The sequence below is a fragment of the Paenibacillus sp. GQ49 genome (assembly GCF_059759055.1).
In genome coordinates, this window is record NZ_JCAXEL010000006.1 from 19,942 (window position 1) to 38,155 (window position 18,214).

An 18,214-nucleotide genomic window follows, 5' to 3' on the forward strand; every position below is an offset into this window, starting at 1 on the left:
CGTTTGCGCTTGCGTAATATGCCCCTTCGCTACCAGCTGATGTTGCTTTTTCTGTTATTCGCCATTGTACCATCCGTAGGGCTTGGGTTGCTTGTGAACTGGACGGTGGAGCGCGTAGTTGAGCGACAGGTTGAAGGGCATACCATGCAACTGATTGGCAAAGTGAATGAAGCTCTGAACAGCAAAATGGAAAATTTGCAAAACATGACCTATCTGATTGCATTTGACCCGGATATTGATGCTTTTATGGACGACAAAATGCCACCGAATGATGATGCAGGCATCGAATCGATGAACAGGGACACAATTACCGAAACGGAGCAAAATCGGTTATATGGCATCAAACAAACCTTGCAGGGGTTCACAACATTATATCCTGAAATCGCCGGAATTGTTCTCGTCAATGCAAGTGGTGACTATATTAGCAACGAGATGTATCCCCGAGCGGAACAGAGCCTGATTCAGGAAAATTGGTATCAAAAAGCTTCGGCCAATCCGGGCATCTTCATGGTATTGGGTCAGCCGAAAGAGCGTAATCTCACGACACATGTACGGTATAAGGACGATGAAATTGTATCGGTTGCGCGTTCCATAACGGATGAAGCGTCAGGACGTGTGCGGGGCGTTATTATGATTGATCTTAAACTAAGGTCCGTCTCTCAGGCTGCCCGTAATGTAACCTTGGGGAAATCCGGTTATGTGATGGTGACGGATGCAGAAGGTCAAAGTGTATATAAGCCGGAGCACCCGCTAATAGAACACATTCCCACAGACTGGTTCCCCTCCGGTGAGAGTGGAACATTTACCGCTGAAACAGAAGGTGGAACGTTATTATTCATGTATCAGTCGTCTACCTTTACGGGTTGGAGAACGGTAGGGGTATTTCCAACAAGAGACTCGATATCCGAAGTGCGCCAAATCCAGTTTTACGTGGTTAGCTTTGTATTTGTGGTGTGTTTGTTTGGCCTGAGCGCCTCTTTATGGTTCTCCCGTTCCATTGCTCAGCCTATTTTCCGGCTCATGTCCTATATGCGCAGGGCGGAGACCGGCAATCTCAGACCAGGTCGCTGGAGCGACCGGGCTGACGAGATTGGCATGCTTGGCAACAGTTATAACCGAATGCTGGCACAGATTCGAGAACTGATATCACTTAATGAATTGCGGGAGCGGCAGAAGCGTGACGCTGAGATGCGAAGTTTGCAGGAGCATATCAAACCACACTTTTTGTACAATACCCTGGATACGATTCATTGGATGGCGCGCAAAGAGGGGGCAGAAGATGTATCCGGCATGGTTGGCGCGTTATCTCGATTATTTCGCATAGGGCTTAGTAAGGGACAGGATTACATTCCGCTGCATTCCGAGATTGAGCATATGACCAGCTATCTGCAAATTCAGCAGACACGATACCGCGATCGTCTTCAGTATACATTGAATATCCCAGAGGAACTGGGGGAACTTTTCGTGTTAAAGCTGCTGCTTCAGCCTCTAATAGAGAATGCAATCTATCATGGGATCAAGGGCAGGCGTGGGCCGGGACACATTCGGGTGGAGGCCAGATTGGAACATAACAGACTACTGCTGACCGTTCAGGATAATGGGGCAGGCATGTCCAACGAACGGCTGGCCGAGATGCAGCAGCTGCTCGAAGCTCCTTTGGCAAGTTTGGAAGCGTCTTCGCCTGGGATGACAGGCAAAAGTTATGGAATGTTGAATGTGCAGGCCCGTCTCCGTCTGTCCTTTGGCGATGAGTACGGTATTGTACTGGAGAGCCAGGAAGGTGAAGGAACGAGTGTGACCATCAATCATCCGTTGATGCGAGAGCTCCCACCAACCAAGCAAATCAATAACGAAGAGAGGCAGGAGAGTGAATGGGAAAATTCATGAAATCAGCCGTGACAACTTCCACTGAAACAGATGAGACATCCGCATCAACCACAGTAATGGAGATTACGCCGGATAGCCATGTGGCGAAGAAATATCGCGTGCTCATCGCTGATGATGAACCGATCATTCGTGAGGGGATTCGGGATGCCATTGACTGGACATCGCTTGGGATGGAGGTTGTAGGTGAAGCGGAAGATGGCGAGGAAGCGCTGGAACGGGCGGCTGACCTGGGTGTGGATATTGTTCTCGTTGATATGAATATGCCATTCCTGAACGGAATCGAACTAATCCGTGCCCTTCAGCAGAAGTGTCCGGGCTGTCGTTACCTGATCATCTCGGGACATGATGAATTTGCATATGCGCAGGAGGCGGTTCGTCTTGGCGTAGAGGATTACATCTTAAAACCTGTGCAAGCAGAACAATTACATGCTGCACTTGAGCGATTGCATCAGCGACTTACTGAAGAGCACCAGAGGACGGCATATGTACAACAGGCAGCTCATCAGATTGAACGTAATATCCCGTTGCTTCGCCAGCGATTTATGCTGGAATGGCTGGAAGGGCAGGCTGAGGGAAGAAATTTGACGGAGCAGCTTGTGTTTTTGCGGCTGCCCGCCGTCCCACCTGTGCAGATTGGGGTCGTACGCTGGCCTGCCGCTGCAGCTCGTCAGACGATACTGAGAGAGAATGATCGTCAGTTGTTTCTGTTTGCAGTGGAAAATATAATTAGTGAACTGCTGGGGGATGTGCCACATGTCCTGTTTCGGGACGTAAGCGGGTTGATCGGCATGTGTCTGTGGCAGGAAGCCCCTGAAGAGATAGAGTCTCTTTTGGAACAACAGATCAGTTCTTGCCTGAATATTGCCATTCATGCTCATGTGGAGACACATGCAGGGACACTGGAAGAAACGCCGGATACGTACCGTCATTGCCGTGAACGGGTATACGGGGAAGTGCAGTTGTCCCCTCTGGTTCGCCGGGCAAGACAACTTATTCACGAAGAGTATGCCGATCGGGAACTGACTCTGGAATCGCTCGCTTCCCGTCTACAAGTATCTGCTGTATATCTTAGTCGTGTGCTGAAGAAAGAGCTGAATGATTCCTTTGTCACGCTTGTCACGCATGCTCGCATTCGCAAGGCTATACAGCTGTTGGACTCAACAACACTGCCGATCCACACCATAGCTGAGCGTGTAGGTTATGATACCCAACATTATTTCAGCACTGCATTTAAGAAAACAATGGGCATTTCACCAGTGCAGTATCGAAAGAACGGGGGGACAGCTTATCAACCTTCCGCGAATTAAATATCGTATTACAGTTGTTCATTCAGACGTGTGAAAAATGAGATGGATATGTTCTACTTCGCGTGAAGCGAAGTGGAGCATGTCCTTTTTTTTGACTCTGGTATGGTATCTCATGGGTCACACTTGTACTTTAAGCGTTTCCATCAAAAGTTAAATTTTTATAAAAAAGGTTCAAAACGTGCAAAGACCTTGCGGCATCTCGAATGCTACCATTAGTCTCAGACAGGAACAGCAAGCAACAGGATGCACTACATGTATTGTAAGCGTTATCTTATAACTCATTCAGAACCGTATGACGTGAGGAAAGGGGAACTTCATATGAAAAAAGGAGCAATGCTCATCTGGCTTCTGGTGATGACCTTAATGCTCTCGGCCTGCAATCTGGCAGAGAGTGGTCCAGGCAGCAAAGACAAGGGATATGTCGGTATATCGATGCCAACCAAATCATCAGAACGATGGGTGGGAGACGGGGAGAACATGGTCCGTCTGTTTCAAGAGCAGGGGTATAAAACCGATCTTCAGTATGCTGAGGATGTGGTCGAGAATCAGATTTCACAGATTGAAAACATGATCACCAAAGGTGTGGATGTGATGGTCATCGCGTCCGTGGATGGCAACACATTAACGGATGTAATCAAGAAAGCGCATGACGAAGGGATACAAGTGATCTCGTATGATCGGCTCATTCGCAATACGCCATACTTAACCTATTACGCCACGTTCGACAATTTTAAGGTGGGTGTGCTTCAAGCCTCCTACATCGAACAAAAGCTTGGACTCAAGGATGGAAAAGGACCGTATAACATTGAGCTGTTTGGTGGCTCTCCGGATGATAATAACGCCTATTTCTTCTTCGACGGTGCGATGTCTGTGCTGAAGCCGTACATCGATTCCGGCAAACTGGTGGTACGCAGCAAGCAGATGACGATGGCCCAGATTGCGACCTTGCGCTGGGACGGGGCACTGGCCCAGTCACGGATGGATAACCTGTTGAGTGCTTATTACTCGGGTGATAATCTGGATGCAGTATTATCTCCTTATGATGGAATCAGTATTGGTATCATCTCATCCTTGAAAGGGATTGGTTACGGTACTTCGAACAAGCCGCTGCCCGTTATTACAGGACAGGATGCCGAACTTGCCTCGATCAAGTCCATTGTGGCCGGGGAACAGACGCAGACGGTGTTCAAGGATACACGGAAGCTGGCGGAGAAGACGGTAGAGATGGCCAATAGTATTTTGCAAGGAAAACAGGCTGAAGTTAATGACAAAACATCATATAACAACGGAATTGAGGTTGTTCCGGCGTATCTCTTGGATCCCATCTCGGTGGACCGTACAAATGTGGAGCAGGATATCGTTGGTACACAGTATTACACGAAGGAAGAAATCGGACTGAAATAATAAATGAAAGGAGCACATCCCATGGCCGGAATCATTCTGGAAATGAAAAACATCACCAAAACCTTTCCTGGCGTCAAAGCGCTGGAAAATGTCAATCTGAAAGTCCGTGAAGGCGAAATTCATTCCATATGTGGTGAAAATGGCGCAGGTAAATCTACGTTGATGAAGGTACTGAGTGGTGTATATCCACATGGCACGTATGAAGGCGACATTTTATTTCAGGGCAAAAATTGTGAGTTCAAGGATATTAAGCAGAGCGAGGATCTGGGAATTGTCATTATTCATCAGGAGTTGGCCCTGATTCCCTACCTTTCAATTGCGGAAAATATATATCTGGGCAACGAGCGTGCAAGCAGAGGAATTGTCAACTGGAAGGAAACTTTTGTAGGTACACGAGAACTGCTCTCGAAGGTGGGACTGAGCGAAAATCCAAATACGCTGGTATCCAGCATCGGGGTAGGCAAACAGCAACTGGTCGAAATTGCGAAAGCGCTCTCCAAAAAGGTTCGTCTGCTAATTTTGGATGAGCCAACCGCTGCGCTGAACGAGGACGACAGTGAAAATCTGCTGCAATTGATGTTGGAATTCAAGAAACAGGGCATTGCCTGTATCCTGATCTCACACAAGCTGAATGAGGTATCCAAGGTATCCGATTCGGTGACCATTTTACGGGATGGCAAGACAATTGAGACGTTGGATATGAAGAAGGAAAAAGTGACGGAGGACCGGATTATTAGTGGAATGGTAGGACGTGATCTCACTAGCCGTTATCCGGAGCGTCATGCCACCATTGGTGAAGTTATCCTTGAGGTAAAGGACTGGACGGTATATCACGAACATCATGCCGAGCGGAAAGTACTGGATCAGATCCATATGAATATCAGACGTGGTGAGATTGTAGGTATTGCCGGGCTGATGGGCGCTGGGCGTACCGAGCTTGCCATGAGTATCTTTGGCAAATCCTATGGCCGGAATATTTCGGGTCAACTCATTAAGAATGGTAAACCAATCCACAACAATACCGTCACAGAGGCTATTCAGAATGGGTTTGCTTATGTGACAGAAGACCGCAAGGAATACGGACTCATTCTGATGGATGACATCAAGCGCAATATTTCCTTAACGGGTTTGAGCAAGCTGACGCGAAACGCAGTAGTGAACGAGCGTGAAGAAGTACTCGTGGCGGAAAAGATGAAGAAAAGCATGAACATCAAAGCACCAAGTATTTTGCAGAAGACCGGTAATCTGAGTGGAGGTAACCAGCAAAAAGTGGTGCTCAGCAAATGGATTTTTGCCGGACCAGATATTCTTATCCTGGATGAACCTACCCGCGGTATTGATGTGGGAGCGAAATTCGAAATCTATACGATCATTCATCGACTTGCTGCTGAAGGCAAGGGCGTACTGGTAATCTCATCCGAGCTTCCGGAGGTTCTTGGCCTGTGTGACCGGATCTATGTGATGAATGCCGGACGAATCACCGGTGAAGTCAGCCGGGAGCAAGCATCGCAGGAAACGTTGATGAGATATATGACCAAGTCTGGAGGCGGCAAGCATGGAAATGATAACAAAACTGTTCAAAAATAATATCCGTCAATACGGCATGATTATTGCCCTGGTAGTGATTATGCTTTTGTTCGAGGTACTTACAGGCGGGCTGTTGCTCAAGCCGATTAATATTACGAATTTGATTTTGCAGAACAGTTACATTCTGGTGCTGGCGATCGGAATGGTGCTGGTCATCATTACCGGGCATATTGACCTGTCTGTTGGTTCCATTGCAGCCTTTGTTGGTGCCGTTGCCGCGATTATGATGGTTGATTGGCAGCTTCCGGCTTGGCTTGCAGTTATCGCTTCCTTGCTGGTTGGCGCTTTGATCGGTGCATGGCAAGGCTTCTGGATCGCATATGTACGGATTCCGGCATTTATCGTGACGCTGGCAGGTATGCTACTGTTCCGCGGCTTGACGATGATCGTGCTGGAGGGGCAATCGATCTCTCCTTTCCCGGGTGGTTTCCAGAAAATAAGTTCGGGCTTCCTGGCAGACATTCAATTCTCAGGCTTCGGTCTGGTATCGATCATTGTGGGTCTTGTGCTCACCGTCTGGTACATTGTCAATGAACTGCGGGAACGCCGTTCCCAGCGTAAATATGGATTCGAGGTCGTGTCACAGGGACTGTTTTTGCTCAAGTTGATTGTGGTGGCTGTTGTGACAAATCTGTTTACGTTTGTACTCGCAAGTTATGCAGGTATTCCGAATATCCTGGTCCTGCTGTTTATCCTGATCGTTGTGTACTCCTTCGTTATGAATCGTACTGTCATGGGACGGCATGTGTATGCGCTTGGAGGTAATGAGAAGGCCGCGGGCCTGTCTGGGGTCAAAACAAAAAAGGTAACCTTCTGGGTTTTCGTGAACATGGGTACACTTGCCGCGGTATCCGGGTTGATCTTCGCCGCACGTTTGAATGCGGCTACGCCAAGAGCGGGTACCAACTTCGAGCTGGATGCCATTGCGGCCTGTTTCATCGGTGGTGCTTCCGCTTCAGGGGGCATAGGTACGGTATTTGGTGCCATCATCGGTGGTTTGGTTATGGGTGTGCTGAATAACGGGATGTCCCTGATTGGTCTCGGTATTGACTGGCAACAGGGGATTAAGGGATTGGTACTGCTGCTCGCTGTAGCGTTTGATATCTATAATAAAAATAAAAGATCAGCGTAACACTTGATAAAATGAAAAACAGACCTTGATCTCAGGATCAGGTCTGTTTTGCTGTATGCACAACTTATTTACATCAAGGCATCGAGGAAACGTGTGGCGATCCCAAAATAGATAAACAGGGACAAGATATCATTCAATGTGGTGATTAATGGGCCAGAGGCAACAGCCGGGTCGACTTTGAAACGACTAAGCAGAAGCGGGATGCATGTACCGGTCAGTGTACCAATAACCAGAGTGAGGAACAGAGATACCCCAATAATGGCGCCCAGCAGCCAGTCCCCTTGCCAGAAATAAGCGATGACAGTAATCAGCAATCCACATACCAAACCAATCATGGTGCCTACCTTGATCTCCCGACCAATCAGTGCGAGTACGGTGGCTTTGTCGAGTTTGCGTCCGATCAGTCCGCGTACCACAACAGCCAGAGACTGCGTTCCTGTGTTACCGGTCATACCTGCGATCATCGGCATGAAAAATGCCAATGCCACAACCTGATTGAGTGTATCCTCAAAGAAATCCACAATACTTCCCGAGATTAGACCAATCAATAGAAGCAAGATGAGCCAGGGAAGCCTGCGTCTGACGGCCACGAGTGGTTTGGTATCAAAGTCGATATCCTTGCTACCGCCCCCCATCTTGGCCAAATCTTCACTGGCTTCATCCATAATAATATCGATGACATCATCCATCTGAATGATACCGCATAATCTGTGATTTTCATCCACCACCGGAAGTGCAATAAACTCATAACGCTGTAGAAGCTGTGCTGCTTCTTCCTGGTCCATATCTACCGTTGCATGGATCACCCGCCGGGTCATCAGTTCTTCAACCTGGGTCTTATCGTCAGCCAAGGCAAGGGATCGATAACTCACGACACCGACCAGTTTGCCTTCATTATCGGTTACATAGAGATAACTGGAGGCTGAAATATGCATGGTACCTTGTGATTGTCGTAAGGCCTCCTTGGCTGTCTCATGAGCGAGCAGGGTCCGATATTGATCTGTCATGATGCGTCCTGCCGTCTCCGGCGGGTAATTAAGCACGGATCGGATAATGGCAGAGTGGTCCAGATTCATGTTGGACAGCAATTCTTCTCGGCGTTTGGCGGGTAAATCGTGCATAAACCGGATCAAATCACTTTTGTCCATCCGCTGCATGACTTCAAGTGTTCGTTCCGGCCCAAGTCGTTCAAACAGTTGAATCTGTTCGTGCAGCTTCAAGGTCTCGGCGAGATCCGCCAGAGCATCGGGTTTGAATAGGAGCAGAAACCGATTGGTTTCTTCTTCAGGGAACTTTTTATATACAAGTGAGAGGTCGTAGGGATGCAGTTCTTTCACCAATTTATAGAAATCGGGAAGGTTCCGGGATTGTACATGTTGCACGAGTTGTTCGGTGATCTCCTCCACGGAGAAATCTTTCTTGGTATGAGGTCCGTTCATATCGACACTCCTTTCTATTCGGTCAGCTTCATATTTTTAAACGAAATGGGTTGGGAATTAAACAAATGGAGAAAAAATGAGAGTCCCAAAATGATATTGTAATCTTGCTCAAACATTCGATATGGGCTTACAAACAGCCGCTTCAAGGATATACTTGTTGTACAGCAACAGACGAGGAGGACATGCGCTAGTGGAAGTAGATATCAGAACACAATTGCTCAGCATGGTTGAGCCGGAGTATCAAAAATTCTCGGCCGCACTTATTCCCAACATCACGAATGTACTTGGTGTAAGGTTGCCAGCCTTACGAAAAATTGCCAAGCAGCTTGCCGCAGGGGACTGGCGCACGTATCTGGAAACGGCAGAGGATGAATATTTTGAAGAAGTGATGTTGCAAGCGATGGTCATTGGGCATGTACAGGCTGATCTGGACGAACTGTTAAAGGCTATTGAAACATTTGTACCGAAGATTGACAACTGGTCGGTGTGTGACAGCTTCTGTGCTGGACTGAAATATACGAAGGTTCATTCGGAGCCCATGTGGGCGTTCTTGCAGCCGTATCTGAGATCTGATCAGGAATATGAAATCCGGTTTGGTGTGGTAATGCTGTTGAATTTTTATCTGAATGAGAGATATATCGATCAGGTTCTTTCCGCATTGGATCAGATTAGACACGAGGCGTATTATGTAAAAATGGCAGTCGCTTGGGCCATCTCAATGGCTTATGTGAAACAACCTGAGGTGACCATGCGTTATCTGAACCATAATACCCTGGACGATTTTACGTATAATAAGGCACTTCAGAAAATCACGGAATCTTATCGCGTGGATCCGGAGAGCAAGCAGATGATCCGCAGTATGAAACGTAAGGTGAAGAAGCAGGTTACCACCTAGTCCTAGCATTAAGCATTCCACCGGGGAGAGGGCGATAAACGAATGAGAAATAAGTTGATGTACACCACGATGCAGTTGGACGGTCGTCCATGGGTGCTGCTCGCTACGGAACAGGGATTATGCCGAGTGGTTATGCCCAACGAAACACTGGAAGATTGGAACGGCTGGATACAGAAGGTTGCACCTGGCGTGGAACTGGAAGAGAACGAGGATGCTCTGAAACAAACAGGTATGATGGACTGGTTGCAGTCCTATTTTGCAGGAGAATCGATGGCTTATACAGATGCGATCCCACTGGACTTGATCGGAACGAACTTCCAACAGGAGGTATGGAGAGAGCTAGGGCGTGTGCCTTATGGTGAAATTCGGACCTATGGTGATATAGCTGCTGCGATTGGAAGACCTTCGGCTGTGCGAGCAGTTGGGGCTGCAAATGGGGCCAATCCAATTCCGGTTCTGCTACCATGCCACCGCATTATAGGGGCTAATCGCAAGCTGACCGGGTTCCGTGGAGGCCTGGAGATGAAGCGCAGACTGCTGGATATCGAACAGATTGAAGGTGTGACCGATGGAGGGCATGCGCGGTTTCATTTTTAAGCCTGATAATAGTTAGAAAGTGAAAGTCCAATATGAATTAAAGCATATTTATTATTTAGAGAGCATCATAAACAATTTTGATTATCCTTGTTTTTCTTTATTTGGGATAAAATAAGTGATTTGTAATATGGAAGTGGTATATAATCTATGTGTGGTATATATATATATCTTAAATACAACTACTAGGAATATGCATATTCAATGAGGATTCAAATTTAATTCAGAAAGGAGGAACTACGATGTCGTATGCTCCTCAAAAGCGTCATTCTAATCGAGCAAAGCGCTGGATCATTACGATTGGAATATTCATAGTTGTTCAAATGATTTTTATCGCCATTGATGGCACTTTCTTGGAACCCAGTATAAACGATAGTGACAACGTATTGGCCAAAACGGTAAGAGGGATTTTGGAATCAAAATTACTCACCGAACGGATTGCCCCGTATTCTTTTCCATTTTTTAATTTGTTTTTGATAGTTCACGTTGTTGCAATATTGATTCAAGCATTGGGAGATAGTATATCAGCTATATTTGCAAAAAGATAAGCAAACAAATGGCAGGATACTAAAAGATTTATAGAAATCCAATTTGCAAGCTGGTTATGGTAAACACCAGGAGCCAGCTTGTTATTTTCTCTGATGACGTTCTCTTAAGATCACCTTATCTATAATTCCTCTTTTTCAGCTTTCTCTCCACATCAGTCACTTCTAAATATCAAATGTGCAGTTTCAGAACATTTTAATAATTCAAACGCATAAACAAGAGTGAGTTCTCAAAGAGTCGATGTTACGTGAGGAACGTCCGTTTGTAGTAAAGAGGAATTTTGAATTATTTTGGCAATTATGGTAGAACTATATGATGGGTTATGATACAATAGTGGAAAAAATATGTAAATGTAGATTATTTAGTTTACTATCTTGGTGATCATCAATTAATATATTTATGGATTTGGACATAAAAAGAATTCTTATATAGATATATGAGGGGGGAAATCACAGTTGGAAGATATACATATAAGTTCCGAGGAGTTAAACGGCGTACATCTTCACCTGTACAACACGAATAAATTTAAGACAGTAAGCATTATGTTAACGATGAAGTCGCCTCTCCAAGAGAGTTTGATCACTGCAAGAGCACTCATTCCCCATATCCTGAACGGAGGGTCAATACATTACCCGAATCGTAAGTTGATACAACAAAAACTTGATAAATTGTACGGAGCAACTCTCCTTCTAGATGTACAAAAAAAAGGTGAAGATCATAGCATTGTTTTTAGGATGGAGATACCTGCGGACAAATTTCTTGATGATTCTGCTTCATTACTGAAGTCGTCTCTTGAGTTATTGCATGAGATCGTTTACAATCCCTTAATTGAAAATGGAGGGTTTCATTCTGTAATTGTTGAACAAGAGAAACGTTCCTTAAAACAACGGATTGATTCAATACATAATGAAAAAATGCTATACGCGAATGTTCGCTTGCTAGAAGAGATGTATAAAGGTGAGCCTTACCAAATTCCAGCATTCGGAAGAAAAGAAGATATTAATTCACTGGATGCAATATCAATTTATCAAGCCTACGAAAATATGCTTCAAACGGATCGTTTTGACTTATTTATTGTGGGTGCGTTTAACGAAGATCAGGTCAAATTAATGGTGCAGAACATCTTTTGTGAACAACATAACAATGAATTTATGAAAGGGTTTTCTTCTGCAGGTGTAACTGTAAATGATATTAAAGTTATTGAAGATAAAATGGACGTAAAGCAAGGTATCCTTCTGTTAGGGTACAGAATTTCTTCGACAATACAAGATGAGGATTACGAGGCTGCAAGAGTGGCGAATGCTATTTTTGGCAGGTTTCCATCTTCCAAGCTATTTCGTAATATACGTGAAAAGGAAAGTCTTGCTTACTTCTCTCATTCCCAAATGGAAAGCAATAAAGGATTATTGATCGCTATGGCAGGGATTGATTTCATTCATTATGAACGTGTAGTTGAAATGATTAGAGAACAAGAGCGTGCCATGAAACAAGGAGAATTTACAGATGCGGAAGTTGAACAAGGTAAAGGAATGTTGATTAATCTATTATTGGAAGCGCATGATTCTCCTGTAGGAATTATGGACATATTCATTCAATCTGTGGATAGTGGATTATCTATTGATATACATGATCAGATTCAAAGAATTAGTAAAATATCAAAAGCTGATGTCATTTGCACGGCTAAAAAGTGGGAACTGGATACGATCTACTTTTTGAATAGAGAGGAGTGAATGAATTGCACCCCATTATTTATGAGGGATTAGAAGAAACCATATATTATGAAAAGCTCCCCAATGGCCTTGAAGTGTACATACATCCCAAGAAAGACTTCCATAAAACAGTTGCTACATTCACAACTAAGTACGGTTCGATAGATAACAAATTTTCACCTGAAGGAAAAGATTATTTTGTTCAATTCCCGGATGGAATAGCCCATTTTTTAGAACATAAGATGTTTGAATGTGAAAAATGGGATGCATTTCATAAATTTGCAGAGCAAGGAGCCTTTGTTAATGCATTCACCGGTTTCACTCGTACAGCGTATACATTATCGGCTACATCTCGCATAAAAGAGAATCTCACAACTCTTCTTGATTTTGTTCAGGAACCCTATTTTACAGATGAAACGGTAGAAAAGGAAAAAGGTATCATTGAACAGGAAATAAAAATGTATGACGATAATCCAGACTGGCGTGCACGATTTGGTGTTCTGGATAATCTGTATAAGAGTCATCCAGTTAAAATCGATCTTGCAGGAACAATTCCTTCTATTCAACAAATTACAAAAGAGGATTTGTACACTTGCTATAATACATTTTATCACCCGAGCAACATGTTGCTGTTCGTTATTGGACCTGTAGTTCCTGAAGAAATTTTAAGGCTTGTTCGAAGCAACCAGGAGCAAAAAGAATTTCCGGAAACTAAAAAGATTCGCCGTTTTTTTCCTGAAGAAGGTGCTGCAGTGAACAAAAGCTCAAGTGTTATAAAATTGCCAGTTCCGATTCCTAAAGTTTTTATTGGATACAAAGAATCATTTCCGATAAAACAAGGACAAGAGATACTTAAATATGAGTTGTCATTAAATGTTTTGCTTGAGTTGATGTTCGGAAGCGGTTCAGAAGCTTATGAGAAAATGTATGAGAATGGTTATGTGGACAAATCATTTAATTTCGAATATACACATGAAAAGAATTTTGGGTTTTCGATCATAGGTGGAAACAGTCATTCGCCTGAAGACGTAATTAAAATTATAAGTGAAACCATCGAGAAATTTAAAAAGGACTCCATCAATCAAGACGATGCAGAACGTGTTATTAACAAAGAGATTGGTGCATTTTTAAGTGCCATTAACTCGCCTCAATTTATCGCTAATCAATTTACACGTTATCGTTTTAATGACTTGGACTTATTTGACGTATTGCCAACACTTGAGAGCTTAACAGCATCTGATCTTGAAGATGTACTGCATGTACACTTTTCGGATGATTCAAGAACAACATTAATTGTAAAGGACAAATAGAAAACAGAAAATCAGGAGGTGAGAGAATGTCAAATCTTTTAGAAATTAAAAATGTTAGAAAATCCTATGGAAACAAGGTTGTCTTAAAGGGGATTTCATTTAATGTCCCATCCGGATCAATTGTTGGTTTTATTGGCGATAACGGTGCGGGGAAATCAACAACATTCAAAATTGTATTAGGGTTAATTTCCAATGACGATGGCATGGTGAACATATTTGGAGAAGAAAATATAAATAAAAACCCTAAAATCAAAGAGAAGATTGGCGTCGTATTTGATGCAGCTAATCTACCGGCTCATCTTACAATAAAGCAACTGAATAAAGTTTTTGGCAAATTGTTTGATTCTTGGGATCAGGATAACTTTCATCGTTTAGTTAGTTCTTTTTCTCTTCCTGTAGATAAAAAGGTAAATGAATTTTCACGTGGGATGTCAATGAAACTGTCAGTTGCTGTTGCATTATCGCATAATGCACAATTATTGCTTCTTGACGAAGCGACGGGAGGGCTTGACTCCTCATCAAGAGAAGAGATGTTAAATGAGTTAAAAAGTTTTGCCAGCAAAGAAAACGGGGGTATATTACTTTCCTCTCATATAATGAGTGATATTGAGAAAATAGCTACTCATCTTGTCATTATAAAGGAAGGTGAAATTTTGCTGAATGCAGAGAAAGATGAAGTTTTTGAAAACTATACAATTGTAGATATGGACATGGAAAAACTTAATTCACTTAACCAAGATATCGTGGTTGCCAAAAGAAACCTTGATACGTATTACAGTGTACTTGTATCCGATAAAAAGCAATTACCGCATGATCTGGTGACGAAGCCCATCTCAATGGATGACATCAGCTTATTATTAACAAGGAGTAATGAATAAATGAACGGTTTATTATTGACAAGTTATTATTTAGTTTATCGGAGTTCCTTTTTATATACGGGACTGGCCATACTGTTATCGGTCATCATTTTAACATTTGCAGATGCCTCTATGCATCGGTTAGTTGCACTGTTAAATATCTTGCTTATGGTGATGTCTGCCCTTGACGTAATCAAATTCGAGGGTAAGTCGGGTTATGATAAATATGTTCTTACTCTACCTGTCAGTAGAAGTACTATTGTACAAAGTCACTACCTCTTCTATTTTTTGGTGGTAATTTACGGAGTTATACTATCGTATAGCATCTTTTATATATATGATCTGGTGTCAGGCACGCCGATCAATGAGATGTCCGATTCTATCTTTTTTGGGATTTTCGCAGTTCTTCTCACTGGTGCAATAAACTTTCCACTGTACTACATCTTTGGTCCAGAAAAATCGGATTCCATTACATTGGGGAGTGTAGGTGGGGCGATATTGATTACGATTGTTTCACAAAGCTTGGTTGGTTATGTGGCATCATTCTTTAACCCGAACAATCCAGATCTACTTGCCCCGATTATTTACTTAATATTTGGTGTTATTGTCTATATTGTATCTTTATGGTCTGCTATTCTAATATACCGAAGGAAAGAATTTTAAGAATGACAAGTTTATAAAACAGGCTCAAAAATTTTTTTGAAGGCTGTTTTAATATGTAATTCGTCTAACAACGTTAATTATTTCGATAATAGAGTACGTTAAAGCTAAATCGGAGGGGTTATGTATGGAAGGAAATATGCTATACAATCTATATTTAAAACCAAACTCGGAATATTACGGTAAATTGGAGAATGATGCAAAAAAGCAGAATAGGTATGAACTTGGTGACATTCCTGATACATATGCGGTTATCTCAGATCGTGAATCGGTTTGGAAGCACTATCATGTTAAAGGTTCACGACTTCCTGATCAGGGATGGAAAATTCATGTTACAGCGTTATTCGAAGAATCACAGAACCTGTTAGATCAGGTTTCTAAATTATGTATAGATGAGCGGATTGAGTTCAAGCACCTCAAGGATAGACAAAGTTTTATCAAAACGAATTCGAAGAATGCCAATCGTGCTTCTTCGGGGAAGTTTATAACAATATACCCTGTGAATAACAATGTCTTTGTAAAATTGTTAGACATGTTATGTCTAGCAACCCAAGGGTTTAAGAAAGGCGCGTATATACTTAGTGATAAGAGATGGAAAAATAGTAATGTATTTTACAGATATGGTGGATTCAGAAGTGTATATAATGAATATGGAGAACATTGTATTAAGGATGAACAAGGTAATCTAGTTAAAGATGAGAGAACGCCCTTTTATCAGGTTCCTGATTTTGTGAAAGATTTTGATGATTATCTGAATTCACTAAATTATTCTGATGATCTGGAAACTAAAGGGGATGGCAATTTAGAGCGATATGAGATTGAAAGTGCACTTAGCTATAGTAATGCGGGTGGGGTATACCGTGCGACTCGAAAGAAAGATAACCTGAATGTGATTATCAAGGAAGCCAGACCAAATGCTGGTTTGGACGGTTCAGCTCATGACTCCTTATCGAGACAGATAAAGGAATATGATGCTTTAGCGAAGCTTAAAGATGTAACGGGCGTTGTAAGTTTAATAGAGTATTTTCAAGAATGGGAGCACTACTTTTTGGTGGAGGAATTCATTGAAGGGGGAGACTTAAGGCAGTGGCTCGCTCAACACTTTCCATTCTTTAGAGACGATGAGCGTATGCGTAATCATGCCGCAAATGTTAAAAAGGTATTGTTGCAACTTTTTACACTGATAGATCAGATGCATAAAAAAGGAATAGCCATGGGTGATTTTCAGCCAGCGAATATAATGGTGGCTGATGACTTAACCGTGAGGCTAATTGATTTTGAAACAGCTATGCATGTAACCTCCAAAGACAAACCCACTATGATGACCATCGGATTCGCATCCCAGGAAATGAAGATCAGTGGAGCGAGAGATTGGTTTGGATTAAAGAAATTAACAAAGTATCTGGCTCTTCCAGTGTTATCTTCGGAAGTTTTAGATGAGTACCTACAATACAATCACTTCAGATGGATAAAAGAGATTTATGAAGACTCATTTTACCAATTTATTGTAGATTTACAGGAAAAATGTGACCAAAAAATAAGAAATTACCAAGAGTATTTTCCTAAAGAAATGGTCCTTTCTGATAAAACAAGTGACTTTAACATCTCCTCAATCACGAAGAAATTAATAGAGGGCATGCAGGATAATTTAACAAATGATGAAAGATTTGTTCATGGAGATATCCGCCAGTTTGAGATGAATGGGGGTAAATTCAACTTTTTAACTGGTGGGACTGGTGCTGCTTTTACACTTATCAAAAATAATACGAACTCTCTAGAAGTCGATAAGTGGATCCAAGACTTTTTGTTAGGAAATTTAAATACTATTGAAGCCAATGGTATGTTTGATGGGAAAACAGGGATATTGGCTTTATTGTATGAAACAGGTTATGAGGCAGTTGTCTTAAATGAATTGAAGAACATAAGAGCTAATATGAACGAATCCAATATTTCTTTGCGCTCAGGTCTTTCAGGAATAGGACTGTTCGTCATCAGTTTATATATCGAGACAGAAAACGATGAATATTTACAGTTTGCGAAGGAAATTGAAGAGTCAATTGAAAGAAATCGAAATAACGATGCGCGGTTTAGCACGAATGATTGGATGGCAGTAGGGATAGGAGTAATTGATGGGTTATCAGGTGTCTCTCTCTTTTATTCCGCCATGTATTCCATCACGGATGATAAACAGTATTTGGAGAGAGCTAGACAATTAATAAAGGAGGATCTAGAAAAAACAATATTTGATGAGGTAACCGGCTCCCTACAAACATTGGATAATCGAAATCGTCAATTGCCCTATCTTTCAGGAGGGTCGATTGGAATTGGAATTGCAATATGGTTTCTAAATCATGTAAGTGGAGAAGAGGCTTATCAAGAAGAAATCAATGCGATTACAAAGTTGTCACAGATCTGTTCCACTATTAGTGGTGGGTTGTTCGATGGGGCAGGAAGCTTCCTTTTAATTCCTTCTTTGATGAAAAATAACGGGGATCGTGAAGTAATTATTAAAGAGGTATTGAGCCTGCTTAATTTATTCTTAATTGATAAAAATGGATATTATGTATACCCGGGTCAATTCTCATATAGGCTAGCGGATGATGTGTATACAGGTAGCTCGGGAATAATACTGGCATTGATGGGGATCGTCAAAGATAACCCGCTCTATTGGTTGCCACTAGTCAATTCAGATGAATTTCTGACAAGAACTAAAGCTCACGATGTTTCAGTAACGAGTTAATAAAAATTAGTTAAGAAATATATGGGTATATTGTTATGGCTTTAGCCAGTTGAGTGCGTGAAACGCGCGAAACAAAAAACCACCCGCTATGCGGGTGGAGGGATCGAGGGTTTGACCACCAAGACCATTCCGATAAAATTGAGATGT

Annotated in this window: 14 protein-coding genes; 13 read left to right on the forward strand and 1 reads right to left on the reverse strand. The window is 42.6% G+C overall.

The window, feature by feature from the left end; genetic code table 11:
* The first annotated feature begins 18 nt into the window (after positions 1-18).
* From AC6CIF_RS12900 to mmsB, 5 genes are all read left to right on the forward strand, one after another.
* On the forward strand, positions 19-1,887 hold the full coding sequence (locus tag AC6CIF_RS12900) for a cache domain-containing sensor histidine kinase (protein ID WP_076212294.1): 1,869 nt from the start codon (positions 19-21) through the stop codon (positions 1,885-1,887).
* A gap of 8 nt (positions 1,888-1,895) precedes the next feature.
* A complete protein-coding gene (locus tag AC6CIF_RS12905) occupies positions 1,896-3,194 on the forward strand; it encodes a response regulator (protein WP_498200132.1) in 1,299 nt (432 codons plus the stop codon).
* A gap of 318 nt (positions 3,195-3,512) precedes the next feature.
* The gene (gene chvE / locus AC6CIF_RS12910; protein ID WP_498199935.1) at positions 3,513-4,598 is read left to right on the forward strand and encodes a multiple monosaccharide ABC transporter substrate-binding protein; all 1,086 of its coding nucleotides are present in this window, start codon (positions 3,513-3,515) and stop codon (positions 4,596-4,598) included.
* Positions 4,599-4,619: 21 nt separating this feature from the next.
* Positions 4,620-6,185, forward strand: a complete 1,566-nt coding sequence (gene mmsA / locus AC6CIF_RS12915; RefSeq protein ID WP_047844003.1) for a multiple monosaccharide ABC transporter ATP-binding protein — start codon at positions 4,620-4,622, stop codon at positions 6,183-6,185.
* A complete protein-coding gene (gene mmsB / locus AC6CIF_RS12920) occupies positions 6,154-7,317 on the forward strand; it encodes a multiple monosaccharide ABC transporter permease (RefSeq protein WP_498199936.1) in 1,164 nt (387 codons plus the stop codon). The genes mmsA and mmsB overlap by 32 nt, the downstream gene beginning before the upstream one ends.
* A 68-nt stretch (positions 7,318-7,385) precedes the next feature.
* Here mmsB and mgtE read toward each other — a convergent pair whose 3' ends face one another.
* On the reverse strand, positions 7,386-8,756 hold the full coding sequence (gene mgtE / locus AC6CIF_RS12925; RefSeq protein ID WP_498199937.1) for a magnesium transporter: 1,371 nt from the start codon (positions 8,754-8,756) through the stop codon (positions 7,386-7,388).
* Between the two features lie 190 nt (positions 8,757-8,946).
* Between mgtE and AC6CIF_RS12930 the strand changes: the two genes are divergently transcribed.
* From AC6CIF_RS12930 to lanKC, 8 genes are all read left to right on the forward strand, one after another.
* Positions 8,947-9,651: a DNA alkylation repair protein gene (locus AC6CIF_RS12930; protein WP_498199938.1), complete on the forward strand. Its 705-nt coding sequence runs from the start codon at positions 8,947-8,949 to the stop codon at positions 9,649-9,651.
* Positions 9,652-9,693: 42 nt separating this feature from the next.
* Positions 9,694-10,248: a methylated-DNA--[protein]-cysteine S-methyltransferase gene (locus AC6CIF_RS12935; protein ID WP_498199939.1), complete on the forward strand. Its 555-nt coding sequence runs from the start codon at positions 9,694-9,696 to the stop codon at positions 10,246-10,248.
* Positions 10,249-10,487: 239 nt separating this feature from the next.
* Positions 10,488-10,793, forward strand: a complete 306-nt coding sequence (locus AC6CIF_RS12940) for a YfzA family protein (RefSeq protein WP_076212282.1) — start codon at positions 10,488-10,490, stop codon at positions 10,791-10,793.
* 453 nt (positions 10,794-11,246) lie between these two features.
* On the forward strand, positions 11,247-12,521 hold the full coding sequence (gene yfmF / locus AC6CIF_RS12945; RefSeq protein ID WP_498199940.1) for an EF-P 5-aminopentanol modification-associated protein YfmF: 1,275 nt from the start codon (positions 11,247-11,249) through the stop codon (positions 12,519-12,521).
* Complete coding sequence (gene yfmH / locus AC6CIF_RS12950; protein ID WP_498199941.1) at positions 12,518-13,810, forward strand: EF-P 5-aminopentanol modification-associated protein YfmH; 1,293 nt, start codon at positions 12,518-12,520, stop codon at positions 13,808-13,810. Before yfmF ends, yfmH begins: the two co-directional genes overlap by 4 nt.
* A gap of 26 nt (positions 13,811-13,836) precedes the next feature.
* Positions 13,837-14,688 carry an ABC transporter ATP-binding protein gene (locus tag AC6CIF_RS12955; protein WP_076212276.1) on the forward strand — a complete coding sequence of 284 codons (852 nt, stop codon included), beginning with the start codon at positions 13,837-13,839 and terminating at the stop codon, positions 14,686-14,688.
* Positions 14,689-15,330 (forward strand): ABC-2 transporter permease, encoded by a 642-nt coding sequence (locus AC6CIF_RS12960; protein ID WP_076212274.1) that lies wholly within the window; start codon positions 14,689-14,691, stop codon positions 15,328-15,330.
* 124 nt (positions 15,331-15,454) lie between these two features.
* Complete coding sequence (gene lanKC, locus AC6CIF_RS12965; RefSeq protein ID WP_498199942.1) at positions 15,455-18,067, forward strand: class III lanthionine synthetase LanKC; 2,613 nt, start codon at positions 15,455-15,457, stop codon at positions 18,065-18,067.
* Positions 18,068-18,214 lie beyond the last annotated feature (147 nt).